Source organism: Ewingella sp. AOP8-B2-18 (assembly GCF_052376015.1).
GTDB classification, from domain to species: Bacteria; Pseudomonadota; Gammaproteobacteria; order Enterobacterales; family Enterobacteriaceae; genus Ewingella; species Ewingella allii.
The window spans coordinates 318,463-334,535 of record NZ_JBQSVB010000001.1 but is presented as its reverse complement, the minus strand read 5'-3'; the positions used below and the strand labels follow the sequence as shown (position 1 = coordinate 334,535).

General features: G+C 52.8%; 15 protein-coding genes, 2 tRNA genes and 3 other RNA genes. 5 read left to right on the top strand and 15 right to left on the bottom strand.

Going from position 1 to position 16,073, the window contains the following annotated elements; all coding sequences use genetic code 11:
* Positions 1 to 26: 26 nt before the first annotated feature.
* Positions 27 to 779, top strand: coding sequence for a 2,3-diphosphoglycerate-dependent phosphoglycerate mutase (gene gpmA, locus ACT3RR_RS01595; protein ID WP_185688281.1), 753 nt, complete (start codon positions 27 to 29; stop codon positions 777 to 779).
* Positions 780 to 866: 87 nt separating this feature from the next.
* On the opposite strand, the gene aroG is transcribed toward gpmA, so the two are convergent.
* Complete coding sequence (gene aroG, locus ACT3RR_RS01590) at positions 867 to 1,919, bottom strand: 3-deoxy-7-phosphoheptulonate synthase AroG (RefSeq protein WP_486030390.1); 1,053 nt, start codon at positions 1,917 to 1,919, stop codon at positions 867 to 869.
* A gap of 226 nt (positions 1,920 to 2,145) precedes the next feature.
* Here aroG and ACT3RR_RS01585 point away from each other — a divergent pair, with 226 nt between their 5' ends.
* The 4 genes from ACT3RR_RS01585 to zitB all read left to right on the top strand — a co-directional run bounded on the left by ACT3RR_RS01585 (position 2,146) and on the right by zitB (position 7,382).
* Positions 2,146 to 2,484, top strand: a complete 339-nt coding sequence (locus tag ACT3RR_RS01585; protein WP_396130235.1) for a protein YbgS — start codon at positions 2,146 to 2,148, stop codon at positions 2,482 to 2,484.
* Positions 2,485 to 2,635: 151 nt separating this feature from the next.
* The gene (locus ACT3RR_RS01580; protein ID WP_496199600.1) at positions 2,636 to 3,244 is read left to right on the top strand and encodes a response regulator; all 609 of its coding nucleotides are present in this window, start codon (positions 2,636 to 2,638) and stop codon (positions 3,242 to 3,244) included.
* Positions 3,241 to 6,429 (top strand): ATP-binding protein, encoded by a 3,189-nt coding sequence (locus ACT3RR_RS01575; protein WP_496199599.1) that lies wholly within the window; start codon positions 3,241 to 3,243, stop codon positions 6,427 to 6,429. Before ACT3RR_RS01580 ends, ACT3RR_RS01575 begins: the two co-directional genes overlap by 4 nt.
* Before the next feature lie 8 nt (positions 6,430 to 6,437).
* On the top strand, positions 6,438 to 7,382 hold the full coding sequence (zitB, locus tag ACT3RR_RS01570; RefSeq protein WP_353501375.1) for a CDF family zinc transporter ZitB: 945 nt from the start codon (positions 6,438 to 6,440) through the stop codon (positions 7,380 to 7,382).
* 65 nt (positions 7,383 to 7,447) lie between these two features.
* On the opposite strand, the gene pnuC is transcribed toward zitB, so the two are convergent.
* The 14 genes from pnuC to ybgC form a co-directional block, all read right to left on the bottom strand.
* Positions 7,448 to 8,170: a nicotinamide riboside transporter PnuC gene (gene pnuC / locus ACT3RR_RS01565; RefSeq protein WP_485902883.1), complete on the bottom strand. Its 723-nt coding sequence runs from the start codon at positions 8,168 to 8,170 to the stop codon at positions 7,448 to 7,450.
* 37 nt (positions 8,171 to 8,207) lie between these two features.
* Entirely contained in the window at positions 8,208 to 9,269 is a 1,062-nt protein-coding gene (gene nadA, locus ACT3RR_RS01560) for a quinolinate synthase NadA (protein ID WP_353501373.1), read from the bottom strand.
* A gap of 255 nt (positions 9,270 to 9,524) precedes the next feature.
* Positions 9,525 to 9,646, bottom strand: a non-coding RNA gene (locus tag ACT3RR_RS01555) — RtT sRNA.
* A gap of 14 nt (positions 9,647 to 9,660) precedes the next feature.
* Positions 9,661 to 9,736, bottom strand: a tRNA-Lys gene (locus ACT3RR_RS01550).
* Positions 9,737 to 9,815: 79 nt separating this feature from the next.
* Positions 9,816 to 9,942, bottom strand: a non-coding RNA gene (locus tag ACT3RR_RS01545) — RtT sRNA.
* A gap of 14 nt (positions 9,943 to 9,956) precedes the next feature.
* A non-coding RNA gene (locus tag ACT3RR_RS01540) (RtT sRNA) lies at positions 9,957 to 10,078 on the bottom strand.
* Positions 10,079 to 10,092: 14 nt separating this feature from the next.
* Positions 10,093 to 10,168, bottom strand: a tRNA-Lys gene (locus ACT3RR_RS01535).
* A 184-nt stretch (positions 10,169 to 10,352) separates the two neighbouring features.
* A complete protein-coding gene (gene cpoB, locus ACT3RR_RS01530) occupies positions 10,353 to 11,147 on the bottom strand; it encodes a cell division protein CpoB (protein ID WP_396130229.1) in 795 nt (264 codons plus the stop codon).
* A 9-nt stretch (positions 11,148 to 11,156) separates the two neighbouring features.
* Positions 11,157 to 11,666 (bottom strand): peptidoglycan-associated lipoprotein Pal, encoded by a 510-nt coding sequence (gene pal, locus ACT3RR_RS01525; protein WP_140470458.1) that lies wholly within the window; start codon positions 11,664 to 11,666, stop codon positions 11,157 to 11,159.
* A 46-nt stretch (positions 11,667 to 11,712) separates the two neighbouring features.
* Positions 11,713 to 13,005: a Tol-Pal system beta propeller repeat protein TolB gene (gene tolB / locus ACT3RR_RS01520; RefSeq protein WP_353501371.1), complete on the bottom strand. Its 1,293-nt coding sequence runs from the start codon at positions 13,003 to 13,005 to the stop codon at positions 11,713 to 11,715.
* Positions 13,006 to 13,137: 132 nt separating this feature from the next.
* Positions 13,138 to 14,412, bottom strand: coding sequence for a cell envelope integrity protein TolA (gene tolA / locus ACT3RR_RS01515; protein WP_496199598.1), 1,275 nt, complete (start codon positions 14,410 to 14,412; stop codon positions 13,138 to 13,140).
* A 128-nt stretch (positions 14,413 to 14,540) separates the two neighbouring features.
* Positions 14,541 to 14,969, bottom strand: coding sequence for a colicin uptake protein TolR (gene tolR, locus ACT3RR_RS01510; RefSeq protein ID WP_496199597.1), 429 nt, complete (start codon positions 14,967 to 14,969; stop codon positions 14,541 to 14,543).
* Positions 14,970 to 14,980: 11 nt separating this feature from the next.
* Complete coding sequence (tolQ, locus tag ACT3RR_RS01505; RefSeq protein ID WP_034788502.1) at positions 14,981 to 15,670, bottom strand: Tol-Pal system protein TolQ; 690 nt, start codon at positions 15,668 to 15,670, stop codon at positions 14,981 to 14,983.
* Positions 15,667 to 16,071 (bottom strand): tol-pal system-associated acyl-CoA thioesterase, encoded by a 405-nt coding sequence (gene ybgC / locus ACT3RR_RS01500; RefSeq protein WP_034788497.1) that lies wholly within the window; start codon positions 16,069 to 16,071, stop codon positions 15,667 to 15,669. The genes tolQ and ybgC overlap by 4 nt, the downstream gene beginning before the upstream one ends.
* Positions 16,072 to 16,073: the final 2 nt, after the last annotated feature.

Here is a 16,073-nt window from a genome sequence, read left to right as displayed (position 1 = left end):
TATTCAGTTAATTGAGGAGTTTAGCTATGGCTGTAACCAAGCTGGTTCTGGTAAGACACGGCGAAAGCCAGTGGAACCAAGAAAACCGCTTTACCGGTTGGTACGACGTTGACCTGTCCGAGAAAGGGCAGAAAGAAGCTAAAGCTGCGGGTAAACTGCTGAAAGACGAAGGCTTCCAGTTCGATTTCGCCTACACCTCCGTGCTGAAGCGCGCTATCCACACGCTGTGGAACGTATTAGATCAACTGGACCAGCCTTGGCTGCCGGTTGAGAAATCCTGGAAACTGAACGAACGTCACTACGGCGCGTTGCAGGGTCTGGATAAAGCTGAAACCGCCGCTAAATATGGCGACGAGCAAGTTAAACAGTGGCGTCGCGGCTTCGCGGTAACCCCACCAGAATTAGACAAGAGCGATGAGCGTTTCCCAGGGCACGACCCGCGTTACGCAAAACTGCGCCCTGAAGAGCTGCCAACCACTGAAAGTCTGGCTCTGACCATCGATCGCGTTATCCCTTACTGGACTGACGTTATCAAACCACGCATTGAAAGCGGCGAGCGCGTGATCGTTGCGGCTCACGGTAACTCCCTGCGTGCGCTGGTTAAATATCTTGATGACCTGAGCGAAGACGAAATTCTGGAACTGAACATCCCTACCGGTGTTCCATTGGTTTACGAATTCGACGAAAACTTCAAACCTATCAAACGCTACTACTTAGGTGATGCAGACGAAATCGCAGCGAAAGCCGCGGCCGTTGCTAACCAAGGTAAAGCGAAGTAATTAGCCTCGGCTAAACTTCAGATAGCAAAACGGGGCCAATCGGCCCCGTTTTTTATGTCTGCTTTTCAGCGAGCGGCGTATTAAAACTTAACCGCGACGCGCTTTCACTGCATCCGCCAGCTGGCGCAGCAGCACCTGAGTGTCTTCCCAACCAATGCAGCCGTCGGTGACGCTTTTGCCGTAAACCAGTGGTTCGCCGCTGTCGAGGCTCTGGTTGCCTTCCACCAAGTGGCTTTCAACCATCACGCCAATAATCGACTGTTCGCCGTTTGCCAGTTGGCCGCAAACGTCAGTACAGACTTCCATCTGCTTTTTGTACTGTTTGCTGCTGTTGGCGTGGCTGAAGTCGATCATGATTTGGGCTGGCAGTCCGCCTTTTTTCAGGCCTTCTTTCACGGCTTTCACATCGTCAGCGCTATAGTTTGGCTCTTTGCCGCCACGCAGGATGATATGGCAGTCGTTGTTGCCGCTAGTGCTGACAATCGCCGAGTGGCCCCATTTGGTGACCGACAGGAAGCAGTGTGGCGCGCCCGCCGCGTTGATAGCGTCGATGGCCACTTTGATGGTGCCGTCGGTGCCGTTTTTGAAGCCCACCGGGCAAGACAGGCCAGACGCCAGCTCGCGGTGTACCTGAGATTCAGTAGTACGCGCGCCAATTGCACCCCAACTCATCAAATCCGCTAAATATTGCGGCGTGATCATATCGAGGAACTCACCAGCAGCCGGCAGGCCAGTGTCATTAATATCCAGCAACAATTTACGCGCGATGCGCAAACCATCATTAATCTGGAAGCTGTTGTTCATGTGTGGGTCGTTGATTAGACCCTTCCAGCCCACGGTGGTACGCGGTTTTTCGAAGTAAACGCGCATCACGATTTCCAGGTCACCGCGCAGTTCTTCGCGCAGGCTGAGTAAACGTGCAGCGTATTCTTTCGCGGCTTTGGGATCGTTAATCGAACAAGGACCAATAACGACGAGTAAACGATCATCGTTCCCTTTCAGTATCTTATGAATGGCATTACGTGCCTGAGATACCGTTTTTGCGGCTTTATCGGTAGCGGGAAATTTCTCTAACAGGGCTACAGGCGGCAAAAGTTCCTTAATGTCTTTGATGCGTAAGTCGTCGTTTTGATAGGTCATAGCTGTTCCAATGGGTATTTCAAAATAAAGGCGTAGCAGAATGCTGAACGCATCCAATCTAGCTGCAATGTCAGCTGGTGTAAATGCACTTTAAGCCAGTATGGCTATTGCGATTAGTCTCAATAATCCTTCGACCTGTCTAACTTAAGCTAATCTTTAGATATGGCGTTTTTTGTACAGCCCTACGACAAATGAATATTCACAACCATGAGATGGAGAGTCAGGTATGAAGAAGATCATTATGATGGTATTTGCTGCTTCAATGGCGATGGGTACGGGTGCAGCCTTTGCAGAAGATTCAGGCTCTAACAATGGTGCGGCGAATCAGGCGAACGACCCGGGTTCAATCCAGAAAATTGCCCCGAACAATGTTGATAACAGCAAAATCAACACTACTGACCAACCCGTGAATGAAGTGCACAAAGACAAAGCGCACAAAGACACGACCAAGAAACACAGCGAAGCACACAAAAAATCGGTAGATCACAAAAAGGCCATGTGTAAAGACGGCCGCTGCCCAGACCAGGTTCCGGGTACCAACCAATCTAAAGCCACCGGTAACTAAGGTGTTATGACGGAAAGCAAAGATTTCGTCAGTCAATTACCTCGTTAACCGCCCAAAGGGAGCCTCGGCTCCCTTTTTTATCGGCGTTTGCAAGCGATCCGGCTTCGGTTATGCTGAAAGTCCTTTTGGCCACATGCAGTGAACGTATTTTATGCCAGCCTTGCTCCTCGTTGACGATCATCCCTTAGTTCAGGTTGCCCTGGAAGCTGCCCTGCAAAAATCGAATTTTTCATGGCAGATGACCAGCGTCTCGGACGACGTTCAGGCGATGGCGTCTCTGGCGGAGGAGCAATTTGCCCTCGTGGTGCTGGATATTGGCTTGCCGCAGGTGGACGGTTTACAGCTTATGCGCCGCATGCTGCGCCATTATCCCGACCTCACCGTGCTGATTTACACTGCTCAGGAGGAAGAGGTTTACGCTCGCCTGGCCTTTAACGCCGGAGCCAGCGGCTTTGTCAGCAAGGGCCAGCCGATGCCGCAGCTTATCGCCGCCATTGACGCGCTGAGTCAGGGCGAGCGCAGTTTCCCCGACTTCATCAACCCTTGCCTGCAAGAAGAGGTGGAAGAGACGCTGGCGTTGACGCCGAAAGAGTTGCAGGTCATCGGATTGCTGTCGCAGGGGCTGTCGAACGTGCAAATTGCCGACATGCTCAACATCAGCAATAAAACCGTCAGCACCCATAAAAATACTATTCTGCGTAAAACCGGCGCCAAGAACCTGTTCGAGCTGGCAGCCGTTTATAAAGAGTTACAGCAGTGAGAAAGGCTCTTCACGGCCTGTGGCTGACGCTGTTTTTGCTGCTGACTTCTCCCCTTCAGGCTGCGCCGACCACCCTGCACTTAATGAATAATCTCAGCCTGCCCACCGACGTTTTACTCAACGGGGTCAACAATCCGTGGCGCGGAAAAACGCTGCGCATTGGCATTCTCAGCGACAATACAAGCCCCTACAACATTTTGATCAACAATGATTTTTATGGGCTAAATGCCGACTATCTGAGCTATGTCCAGCAGGCATTAGGTATCACACTGGACCTGCGCGGCTACCCTTCCCTGCCCGCTTTGCAGAGCGCGCTGGCTCAGGGGGAGATCGACCTGTTTTATGGCATCCCGCTAAACGCCCTGCCTTCGGGGATGTGGGCGTCAAAACCTTATTACGTCAGCCCGCTGCGTGTCCTGCGCAACCGGCAAAACGGCCGTCAGGTCATGGTCAATTCCCACGACGCCCAAATCGCCATTAGTAAGATGACCGGCATGCAGGCTTTTGATCGTATTAGAAAATTAACCCCTGACGTCCACCTGTTCGACAACAACCTGCAGGCTATTTACTCCCTGCTTAATGGCAAAAGTGATTACCTGATTGCCGATGAGGCCAGCGCCAGTTTCATTTTGGATCAGCTGCAACTCGGCCAAATCTATCGCATTGAAAGCGCGCTGGATTTTGGCAACCTCTCCTTTGTTTTCGTCAGTAGAAACCCGGCCCTGCTCGAGGTGCTCAACCAGACCATCACCACCACGCCGATGGAGGTGATGAACACCCTGCAAGGCCGCTGGAATAAGCCGATCCCTAGCTATTTGGACGCCGGAAATGCCTCGCTGACGGCGATGGAACAAGAGTGGGTTCATCAACATCCGCAGGTCAACTATGCCGCGACGGAGAACAATTATCCCTTCGTTTATCGCGGATCCGACGGGCTGCCGCACGGCTACGTGGTGGATATTCTCAACATCATCGCGCAAAACACCGGGCTGAAGTTCGAACCAGTTTGGGGAAGCAACCCGCAGCGCGCCGATGCTCAGGTGCGTCAGGGGCAGGCGCTGTTCCGCGCGGTGCTGCCACTGTCGGCGAATTCGCGCGAGAACTACCTCAGCAGCATGCCTTTCCATCGCTCGCTGTGGGGCGTGTATGTCCGCCAAAGCAGCGAAGGTGTCTCCACGTGGCAGAATCTGGCTGGTAAAAGGATTGGCGTCATGCGCGGGGATCTCGCCGCGTCTCTGCTTCCCGCGGACGTCCAGCAAATCGCCTTCGACGATACCCAAACCCTGTATGACGCTCTGGCTAATGGGCAAATCGACGCGCTGATCGATAATATTGTTTCGGCCAACTTCATCTCGCTTTCGCGCTATTCCGGCCAGATAAAGCTGGCTTTCGCCGCCAATAATATCTCCTACCCCATCTCCTTTGGCGTCGACGCGGCCTCTCCGCTGCTGCTGTCAATTTTGGACAAAAGCCTACAGCAGATCCCGCCGCAGACGCTGCAATCGCTGCGCGATGACTGGACCAGCGATCGCCGCAATGTGATTGATGCGGTCAATGACAATCGCATGCCGCCGCAAACTACGTGGCTCCTCGGCCTGCTTGCCAGCGTCGTCGCGGTGCTGCTGGTGATCCTCGCGCGCCGCCAGTGGCTACAGCGCCGCGAGCAGCGCAAAGAGCAACAGGAAAGGCAGATGATTGAACTGGCGCGCCAGCAGGCGGAGGAGGCAAACCGCAGCAAGAGCCAATTCCTCGCCACGCTGAGCCACGAACTGCGCACGCCGATGCACGCCATTCTCGGCCTGCTCGAACTGGAACTTCAGCGCCAGCCCGCCACCAGCGAAAATCTGCCGGTGATTTACAGCTCCGCGTCGTCGCTGATGAACCTGCTGAATGACCTTCAGGACCACGCCCGCCTCGACAGCGGCATTCTGACGCTGGCACCCAAGCCGATGTCGCCTACTGAGTGGATTGCCCAGCTCAGCCGCCTTTATCCGCCGCTAATGGGTAAGAAACGGGTCGATTTTCAGGTCATCGCCCTCTCCTCTCTGCCCGCCAGATGGCTTATTGATCCCGACCGATTGATGCAGGTGATGAATAACCTGATTGGCAATGCGATCAAATTTACGGCGGAAGGGGAAATCCGGGTTGAGGTGCGCTGGCAGCAGGATGAGCTGGATATTCGCGTGCTGGATACCGGGTGCGGCATTGATCCCGACGAGGCCGAACTGCTTTTCCATCCCTATTACCGCGCCAAAGGTGCCCAGCGCTTCTCGGTTCAGGGCAGCGGGCTGGGCCTGTCGGTGTGCAAAGAGATTGTCGATAAGATGTCCGGCAAGATTGAACTGCTCTCGCGTGCGGATGCGGGAACTGAGGTGCGGGTGATGCTTCCGGCGGCAGAAACCCACGAGCCAACTCTCGCCCCGCCGCCAGCGCCTTCGGCTCCCAGCCTGAGCCAGCTTCGCGTGGCGGTGATTGATGACCACCCGACCAATCTGCTACTGATGCAGCGCCAGCTCTCGGCATTGGGCATCACCGCGACCCTGTTTGATGATGGCCGTGCGCTGTTGCGGGCGCACGTCGAGCGCCCATTTGAACTGCTGTTTATTGACTACAACATGCCGCGCCCCGACGGCGTGCTGCTGACCAAGCTGATCCGCCGCCGCGAGCGCCAGCATCCACAGCTTGCTGCCAGCCAAATCGTGCTCTGCTCGGCGGATGTGCAGGAGTTCACCCGCCTGCCTCTACAACAGCTTAAAGTCCCGCACTGCCTAACCAAGCCGATTTTACTGGAGGATATCCGCCAACTGCTTCCCAGCAATAGCTCGCTATTTCAAGATATTGGCGAGCGTTTGGCCCTGACGGGCAATCACGACCCGAGGCTAATTGAGAAGTTGCGCGAGACGCTGCTTCACACCCTGCGGGTCGACCAGCAGCGCGCGGCTCAGGCTTACGCCGTGGAAGATAGGGAAACTCTGAAAGATGCGGCCCATAGAATGAAGGGCAGCCTGCTGATTCTGGGCTATTCGCAGCCCGCAGAGGCATTTCAGGCGGTGATCAACGCCTGCCAGCAAGGCAAGACTGCGCCCGAAGCCTATACTACAATGCATCAACTGTTGCAGGATTTGCTTCAGCAGCTTGATAGACAACTCAATCCGGCTGCTGAAAACCGGCAAATCATTACTTAAGGAAAGCTATGTCATTTTTACCTCAGGATAAAAATAGCCGTCGGTTATTGTTAGCCTTTTTGGTTACCGTCGTTTTCATGGTTGTCGAAGTCATTGGCGGCCTGATCTCCGGCTCGCTGGCCCTGATCGCCGATGCTGGGCATATGCTCACCGACGCCGCGGCCCTGCTCATTGCACTCTTGGCCGTGCATTTCGCGAAACGCAAACCGAGCGCCAGCCACACCTTTGGCTACCTGCGCCTGACCACCATGGCGGCCTTCGTCAACGCCGCCGCCCTGCTGGTTATCGTCATCCTGATAGTGTGGGAGGCCATCGTCCGCTTCGCCAACCCACAGCCCGTGATGGGCGGCACCATGCTGGCGATTGGTATTGCCGGCCTGATTGCCAATCTGTTCTCATTCTGGTTACTGCACCAGGGCGAGGAGAAAGCCAATATTAACGTGCGCGCCGCGGCGCTCCACGTGCTGGGTGATCTGCTCGGCTCGATTGGTGCCGTGGCGGCAGCCATTATCATCATGAAAACCGGCTGGACGCCTATTGACCCGATTCTGTCGGTTCTGGTTTCCTGTCTGGTGCTAAGCAATGCGTGGCGCTTGATGAAGGAGAGTTTCCACGAACTGCTGGAAGGCACGCCGCAGGAAATTGATATTGAGAAACTGCGCAAAGACTTGTCGGTCACTATTCCCGAAGTGCGCAGCGTTCATCACGTTCACGTCTGGCAAATTGGCGAGAAACGCCTGATGACGCTGCACGTGCAGGTTGTGCCACCTCACGACCACGACGCGCTGTTAGGCCGGATTCAGGCTTACTTGCTGGATAAATACCGCATCGGCCACGCCACGATTCAGATGGAATATGGTACCTGCAGCACGCCAGACTGTGTGATCAGCGACAGTGTGGCGGAAGAAGGCCACAGCCATCTTGGTCACAGCCACGCGCATCACCATCATTAATCCCGCCTCAAACGCCAAGAGCCTCCCACAGGGAGGCTCTTGAGTAAATCGTATTAACTTACTGTTTAAACGCGCTGTAGCGGCTTAGAGCCATTCTGAGCGGCGCTCTTAATCCAAAGCCACGAGCCATTCAGGGCAATCAGCGTCAACAGCACATATTCCAGCGCCATGGCATACACGCCCTGATAAGCAAAAATCGCCACGCTAATCACGTCGATAACCACCCACACCAGCCAGTTTTCCACATATTTTCGGGTCATCAGCAGCATGGCGATGATCGACAGCACCATCATTGATGAGTCCCAGAACGGGAAGGCGTCGGGTTGCAGTTCAGGCATATGCACATTCAGCCCCAGCCCTTGCATCAGATTAACGGCTAGCAGACTGAGTGCCGCAAAAACGCGGTCGATATTGAAAGTCATAAACAGAATGCCCACCACGCAGACCGCGCCCCATACCAACGCTTTACCACGGGGCAGCCAGCGGATTTGCAGCTCGGCTTGCTTATCTTCAGTCTGACGACTCCACGCGTACCAACCATAAATGTTGGCGGCGAAGAAGAATATCTGTAGCAGCAGGCTGGCATAAAGCTGGATCTGGAAGAAGATCACCGCGAACAGCGTGACGTTAATCAGCCCAAACGGGTAGTTAATGATTTTCTCTTTGCTGGCAAACCAGATGCACAGCAGACCAAACAGCGTGCCGATAGCTTCAATCCACGACAGGTCATAGCCGCCTTTACCGAGCGGGATATGAACCAGAATATTGCTGGTGCTGAAAAAATCCATCGCGATTCCCTTCTGTAGCCTTCGTTAATGAAAATGTTTAAGCGTTACCCTGCACTCGCAGCTTAAGCTGCGCGGCGAAGTCCAGCATGCGGTTCAGTGGAATCAATGACTTCACGCGAAGGGCTTCATCCACTTCAATCGCGTGCTGGGCACCGCCCAGTTCTAATCCTTCGGCAATGGCTTTCAGGCCGTTCATCGCCATCCACGGGCAGTGGGCGCAGGTTCTGCAACTGGCACCTTCACCGGCAGTTGGCGCTTCGAACAACTCTTTATCCGGCACCGCCTGCTGCATTTTGTAAAAAATACCGCGATCGGTGGCCACAATGAGTTTGTTATTAGGCAAGCTCTTGGCCGCCTGAATCAGCTGGCTGGTAGAACCCACGGCATCGGCCATATCCACAATCGCCTGTGGAGATTCAGGATGCACCAACACGGCCGCGTCAGGATACAGCGCCTTCATGCGCGACAATGCCTGCGTCTTAAACTCGTCATGCACGATGCAGGCGCCCTGCCAGCACAGCACGTCGGCGCCCGTCTGCTTGCGCACATAGTTACCGAGGTGGCGGTCAGGAGCCCAGATGATTTTCTCACCCAGACTGTCGAGATGCTCGATTAACTCCACCGCGATACTGGAGGTCACCACCCAGTCTGCACGGGCTTTTACTGCCGCCGAGGTATTGGCGTAAACCACCACGGTGCGATCCGGGTGACTGTCGCAAAAATCAGAAAACGCCTGCTCAGGGCAGCCAAGATCTAAAGAACACTCGGCATTCAGAGTTGGCATCAGCACGGTTTTCTCCGGGCTGAGGATCTTCGCCGTCTCGCCCATAAAGCGCACGCCTGCAACCAACAAGGTTGAAGCCGGATGTTGGCTGCCGAAGCGCGCCATCTCCAGCGAGTCTGCCACACAGCCGCCCGTCTCCTCAGCTAGCTGCTGAATCTCAGGATCAGTGTAGTAGTGCGCAACCATCACCGCATTGCGCTGCTTCAGCAGAGTTTTAATCTTGGCTTTATAGAAGGCTTTTTCATCCTGGCTTAAAGGCACAGGCTTGGGAGGAAATGGATACACCGCGGCGTTCAGATCTAAAGTCTCGCTCATCGCTCATCATCTCTTGTCGTCAGGGGCTCAGTCTGACAAAGGCACCAATAATGGGATAAAACACCCATTTGTTTTGTATGCTAAACAAAATAGCGCAGATGTGGAGAAAAGTCGCTTGTATTTTGTGCTTTAAGATAAAAGTGTTTAAGGGACTTAAAAAAGGTGACGAGATTGGAGGTTTAGGAGGGCTAGAAACGAAAAAAACGCCTTGAGGCGTTTTAGTCTGCTTCTCTTAACAGGTTCTTGTAAGAGAAGTGGTGGGCCGTGCTGGATTGATTCGGTCTTCGACCTCACCCTGAGGGCAACGCGTTCGCGTTGTCGTCTCGCTTCGCTCGGCTCGAACCAGTGGTTCTCATCCTGCACTGCTTTACTCTGAGTCCCACTTAGAAAGTGGTGGGCCGTGCTGGATTCGAACCAGCGACCAATTGATTAAAAGTCAACTGCTCTACCAACTGAGCTAACGGCCCGCGGTATGTCGCGATACTTCTTACTGCTGCGCAATTCGTTGAAAACGAATCACTCCCTATGCTGCCACTTATCTAAAAGTGGTGGGCCGTGCTGGATTGATTCGCTCTGCGAGCTCACCCTACGGGCAACGCGTTCGCGTTGTCGTCTCGCTTCGCTCGGCTCGGCTCGAACCAGTGGTTCTCATCCTGCACTGCTTCACTACGAATTCCACTTTAAAAGTGGTGGGCCGTGCTGGATTGATTCGCTCTGCGAGCTCACCCTACGGGCAACGCTATTGCGTTGTCGTCTCGCTTCGCTCGGCTCGAACCAAAGGTTCTCATCCTGCACTGCTTTACTCTGAGTTCCACTTCGAAAGTGGTGGGCCGTGCTGGATTCGAACCAGCGACCAATTGATTAAAAGTCAACTGCTCTACCAACTGAGCTAACGGCCCGCTCAAACACTAAATCTCTCGCTGCTTTAACGCGTTACAGTTGCCTAGGCAACGGCGGCATATATTACTTATATAACTTTTCAGTGCAACGTTTAATTGAAGAAAAAACTCTGACTGCTTGTTCTTCACGCATTCAAGCCCAGAAAACCATCGAAATGGATATTTTCTGGGCCTGAATAACGAATTACTGTGAAGACAAGCGTTTTTGAGCTTGTTTGGCCGCATCGGTATTTGGGTACTGTTTTACGACCTGCGAGAAGACAGCCTTGGCTTTATCAGCCTGCCCTTTCTCTTGCATGATCACCCCAACCTTATACATCGCGTCCGAACTTTTTGGAGATTTTGGATAGCTTTTAACCACCACGGCGTAGAAATAAGCCGCGTCATCTTTCTTACCCTTGTTGTAATACAACTGGCCTAACCAATAGTTGGCGTTAGGCAGGTAAGTCGATTTCGGGTATTGCTTGATGAACGCCTGGAAAGCTGAAATAGCCTGATCGTACTGTTTCTTTTCCAGGGCAAGTGCAACGGCAGCATTGTAGTCAGTGTTTTCATCACCCGTGCTCGCAGGAGCCTGCGTAGGAGCAGGAGTGGATGAATCAGTGGCTGCGCCGGCAGCAGCTCCAGCAGCAGCGCCTGAAGCGGCAGCATTCGCATTACCAGAACCCTGGCTGCTAAGACTGTCCATCTGCTGATAAATTTGCTTTTGGCGATCAACAATCTGGCTTAACTGATATTGGTTTTCCTGAATTTGACCACGGAGAGAATCAATATCGCGTTGGGAGTCAGAGAGTTGTTGCTGAAGTTGAGTTAATAGTTGGCTGTGAGCGTTAGAAATACGCTCCAGAGAGGTGACTCGATCGTCTATCGAGCCTGAGCCGACATTACTGATTGGCGCTTGGGCAGTAGCGGCCCATGGGACCGCTACGCCAACCAGTAACGACAGACCCAACAAGTGATGTCTGAAGTTACTGCTCATGCGACTCTCTTAGTATACCAGTACGGCACGACGGTTTTTAGCGTAAGCCGCTTCGTCGTGGCCCAGTACAGCTGGCTTCTCTTTACCGTAAGAAACGATAGAGATCTGGTCAGCAGAAACGCCTTTGCCTTGCAGGTACATTTTAACTGCAGTAGCACGACGCTCACCCAGAGCGATGTTGTATTCCGGAGTACCACGTTCATCCGCATGACCTTCAACAGTCACTTTGTATGAAGGGTTGCTGCGCAGGAATGCAGCATGCGCATCCAGCATTTGAGCGAAGTCAGAAGCGATATCGTACTTGTCCAGACCGAAGTAAACGATATTGTTCTTTTGCAGCTCTTGCATCTGCAGACGCGCTTGCTCTTCAGAAGACATGTTGCCGCTCTCTGCACCAGTGCCAGCGCCAGCGCCCATACCAGATTGGCCATTGTCTGCGCTTTTGTGAGAACTACACGCGGCGATTGCCAGTACAGGCACAGCCAGCAGCAGCCCTTTAAGCACTTTGTTCAGTTGCATCTCGTTGATCCTTTTATAATTTTTGCCATACATAGTTTTATATGCATCACAGGTACGGCGACCAGGCAGGGAATTTTACCTGTCCATCAGTTGCCGGAAGACGCGCTTTGAAACGCCCATCAGTCGAGACCAACTGCAACACGGAACCCAGACCTTGAGAGGCGCTGTAAATCACCATGGTGCCATTTGGGGCGATACTAGGCGTTTCATCCAGGAACGTGTCCGTCAATGTTTGAACGGCTCCCGTTACTAGATCTTGTTTAGCGATGTGCTGCGAGCCATTGTTGCTGCTCACCATAACCAGGAACTTACCATCCGAGCTGATATCAGAGTCCTGATTCTGAGAACCTTCCCAGGTCAGACGCTGAGGCGCACCGCCATTAATACCGACTTTATAAAGCTGTGGACGACCGCCCTGATCCGAGGTGAAAGCCAGAGTCTGGCTATCTGGGAACCAGGTTGGTTCGGTGTTGTTGCTACGTCCATCAGTAACTTGGGTAATTTGACCCGAGCCAAGATTCATTACATAAACGTTCAGACTGCCGCCTTTAGACAAGGCGAAGGCCAGTTTGCTGCCGTCTGGAGAGAACGCTGGAGCACCGTTGTGACGCGGGAATGAGGCGATCTGTTTGATTGCGCCATTAGCCAGAGTCTGTACAACCAGAGCAGAACGCCCACTTTCGAATGTTACGTAGGCCAGTTTGCTACCGTCTGGAGACCAAGCCGGAGACATCAAAGGCTCTGGTGAACGGTGAACCACGAACTGGTTGTAGCCATCGTAGTCAGCAACGCGTAATTCATACGGGAATTTACCGCCGTTGGTCTGCACGATGTAAGCAATACGAGTACGGAAAGCACCCTTAATGCCGGTTAATTTTTCAAACACTTCGTCACTGGCGGTGTGTGCGGAATAACGCAGCCACTGCTTAGTGATTTGGTATTGGTTTTGTGCCAGAACAGTACCTGGTGAACCAGAGGTATCAACCAGCTGATAAGAAACCAAATACTTGCCGTCAGCACTTGGCTGAACCTGACCAACCACTACGGCATCAATACCCAGCGCCGTCCAGGCAGCAGGGGTGACTTCTGATGCGCTTGTCGGTTGTTGAGGCATGCGTGATGCATCAATTGGATTAAATTTACCGCTGTTACGTAAGTCAGCAGCAACAATAGCACCGATATCTTCCGGTGGATTACCAGGACCAGCCCATTTAAAAGGCACCACGCCAATTGGGCGCGCGGTGTCGACCCCTTGGGTAATTTCAATGCGAACTTCTGCGTGTAACACAGACGCCCACAGTATCAAAAGGCCAAACGCTACTCGAAATGCCTGCTTCATTGTATCTCCCTTATCTGGACCGATCTGCCCGCGATAAATTAGCAGAATTTTAACAAACCAACGCACACAAAACTATAAGTCGACCACATTTACCTTCGTAATAATCCGAAAAACGATAACTTTCGACTATTACTATGGTTTGAAGTCCAATGGCGCATTTTTAAATATTTCGTAAACAGCTTCTGAAGGTGGTTTCGGGAATTTAGCCTGTCGAGCTGCTGCAACAGCTGCCTGACAGAGTGCCGGATCTCCCCCCTCTGGCGTCACACTTTTCAGTGTGCCATCTGGTTCCATCTTAATGCGTAGCGTACAGGTTTTGCCTGCATACGAGGAAGCATCATAGAACCGGCTTTCGATAGCTGCCTTAATCTGGCTGCCATAGTTAGCGATATCTGCACCAGAAGCACCGGCCGCCTTATTCTTGCCCTGCCCTGCTGGCGCACTGGCTCCACCACCGCCTTTCGGCGCGTTTTTAGAGTTAGCCAAACCACCAAATAGGTCATCAACAGACTCAGACTCTTTCGCCGCGGCGGCGGCAGCAGCTTTCTTGTCAGCAGCCGCTTTTTTAGCAGCAGCGGCAGCTTCGGCTTTCTTCTCAGCGGCGGCATCAGCTTTCGCTTTTGCCGCAGCATCGGCCTTGGCCTGAGCAGCAGCCTCTGCTTTTTCTTTCGCTTCTGCGGCTGCGGCGGCTTTTGCCTCAGCAGCAGCTTGTTTCTTCGCGTCAGCTTCGGCCTGTTTTTTGGCGTCTGCTTCTGCTTGCTTCTTGGCAGCTGCCGCAGTGGCAGCGGCTTCGGCTTCAGCCTGTTTCTTCGCTTCAGCGGCGGCTTTCTTCTGTGCGTCAGCCTGAGCTTTGGCGACTTTGTCAGCTTCGGCTTTCGCTTTGGCAGCGGCATCAGCCTGTTGCTTCGCGGCTTCGGCTTTCGCCTTGGCTGCAGCATCTGCAGCGGCCTTCTGCGCCTGCTCCTGAGCTTCTTTCTGTTGCTCTGCAGCAGCTTGCTTTTGTTGTTCAGCAGCCTGTTTTTGCTGCTCTTTGGCATCTTCCTGCGCCTGCTTAGCATCTTCCTGTGCTTGCAAACGCTCTTTCTCTAATTCTTTCAGTCGCTGCTGCTCTGCTGCCTGCTTCTGCTGAAGTTCCTCAGCCTGCTGCTCGGACTTTTTCTTACGGGATTGTGCAGCGCGTTGAGCATCGGCTTGTTGCTGCTGCTGGCGATTGTACTGATCAACCACCGCGCTTGGATCAACCATAACGGCTGAGATGTCACTCCCGCCGCCACCGCCACTCATGCTGGTATCTTCGTCCAGCGATCCCCAGATAAGCAGGGCAATTATGATGATATGCAGAACGACCGAAACAATAACGGCGCGTTTGAGCTTATCGTTTTGTTCAGTTGCAGTTGCCTTTACCAAAATAGATTTCCCAACACAGGATTGCCAAAAACCCGAATTTCTTCTGCACCAGTTATCGCTTTGCAGACAACTGTTTTATCAGGCCAAGAAAAGCCGGGTTTCCAATAAGTGTTACAAATTACCTATCGTTAAATAGGCTGTGTCATAAGTCCGACAGATTTCACACCTGCCTGATGGAGCATGTTCAGCGCCTTGATGATTTCATCATAAGGAACATCTTTTGCACCGCCGATCAGGAAGACTGTCTTCGGATTGACTTGGATACGGCTGGTTGCTTCCGCAATAACCTGCTGTTCCGGCAACTGCTCCATACGCTGATGATCCACCACGATGGTGTATTGACCAACACCGGAAACTTCAACAATGACCGGCGGGTTATCATCAGTAGATACCGTTTTAGAATCTGTCGCATCAGGAAGATCAACTTCCACGCTTTGCGTGATGATTGGCGCTGTAGCCATAAATATCAGCAGCAGTACCAACAGCACGTCGAGCAGCGGAACAATGTTAATCTCTGACTTTAATTCGCGACGATGGCGACCACGTACTCGAGCCATGCTATCCCCCTTTAGTTACTGCTTGTTTCGCGAGAGAAAGCCTGACGGTGCAGGATAGCCGTAAATTCTTCCATAAAGTTGTCGTAGTTTTGCTCGAGCTTGTTCACGCGCTGGTTCAATCGGTTGTAGGCCATAACTGCTGGAATTGCAGCGAAAAGACCGATTGCTGTCGCGATCAAGGCTTCGGCGATACCCGGCGCAACCATCTGCAAGGTAGCCTGTTTAACAGAACCCAAACCGATGAACGCATGCATGATCCCCCAAACAGTACCGAACAGACCAATGTATGGGCTGATAGAACCAACGGTGCCGAGGAAAGGAATGTGGGTTTCGAGGGTTTCCATTTCACGGTTGAAGGAGATACGCATGGCGCGAGAGGAGCCGTCGATGACCGACTCTGGCGCATGGCTGTTTGCACGGTGCAAACGAGCGAACTCTTTGAAACCTGAATGGAAAATTTGTTCGGCGCCAGTGAGAGTCTCACGACGGCCCTGGCTTTCCTGGTAAAGGCGTGAAAGCTCGATACCGGACCAGAATTTATCTTCAAACGCTTCTGCCTCACGCGTAGCAGCATTCAACACTTTGGTGCGCTGAATGATGATTGCCCAAGACGCGACAGAGAAGCACACCAGAATAAGCATGATCAGCTTAACCAGGATGCTGGCCTTTAAAAATAAATCAAGAATGTTCATGTCAGTCACTGCTTAAACTCCGCGACAAAAGACTTAGGAAGCGCTCTTGGCTTCTTTTGGTGTGGATCGATACATGCAATCAACACTTCTGCAGTACTCAGAAGGTTGCCACGTGCATCAAGAATTCGTTGTGCAAAGGTAAGTGAGGCCCCCCGAATAGACGTTATCTCACTTTGGACATCCAGCAAGTCATCAAGACAAGCAGGAGCCAAGTATTCGACCGTCATGCGGCGGACAGCAAAAGCGACGTGTTCATCCAACAACTGTTGCTGGTGAATATTGCGTTGGCGCAACATTTCTGTGCGAGCCCTTTCATAAAAGGCGATGTACTGGGCGTGATAGACCACCCCACCAGCGTCTGTGTCTTCGTAATAAACACGGACCGGCCATCGGAACAACGAATTACTCACTC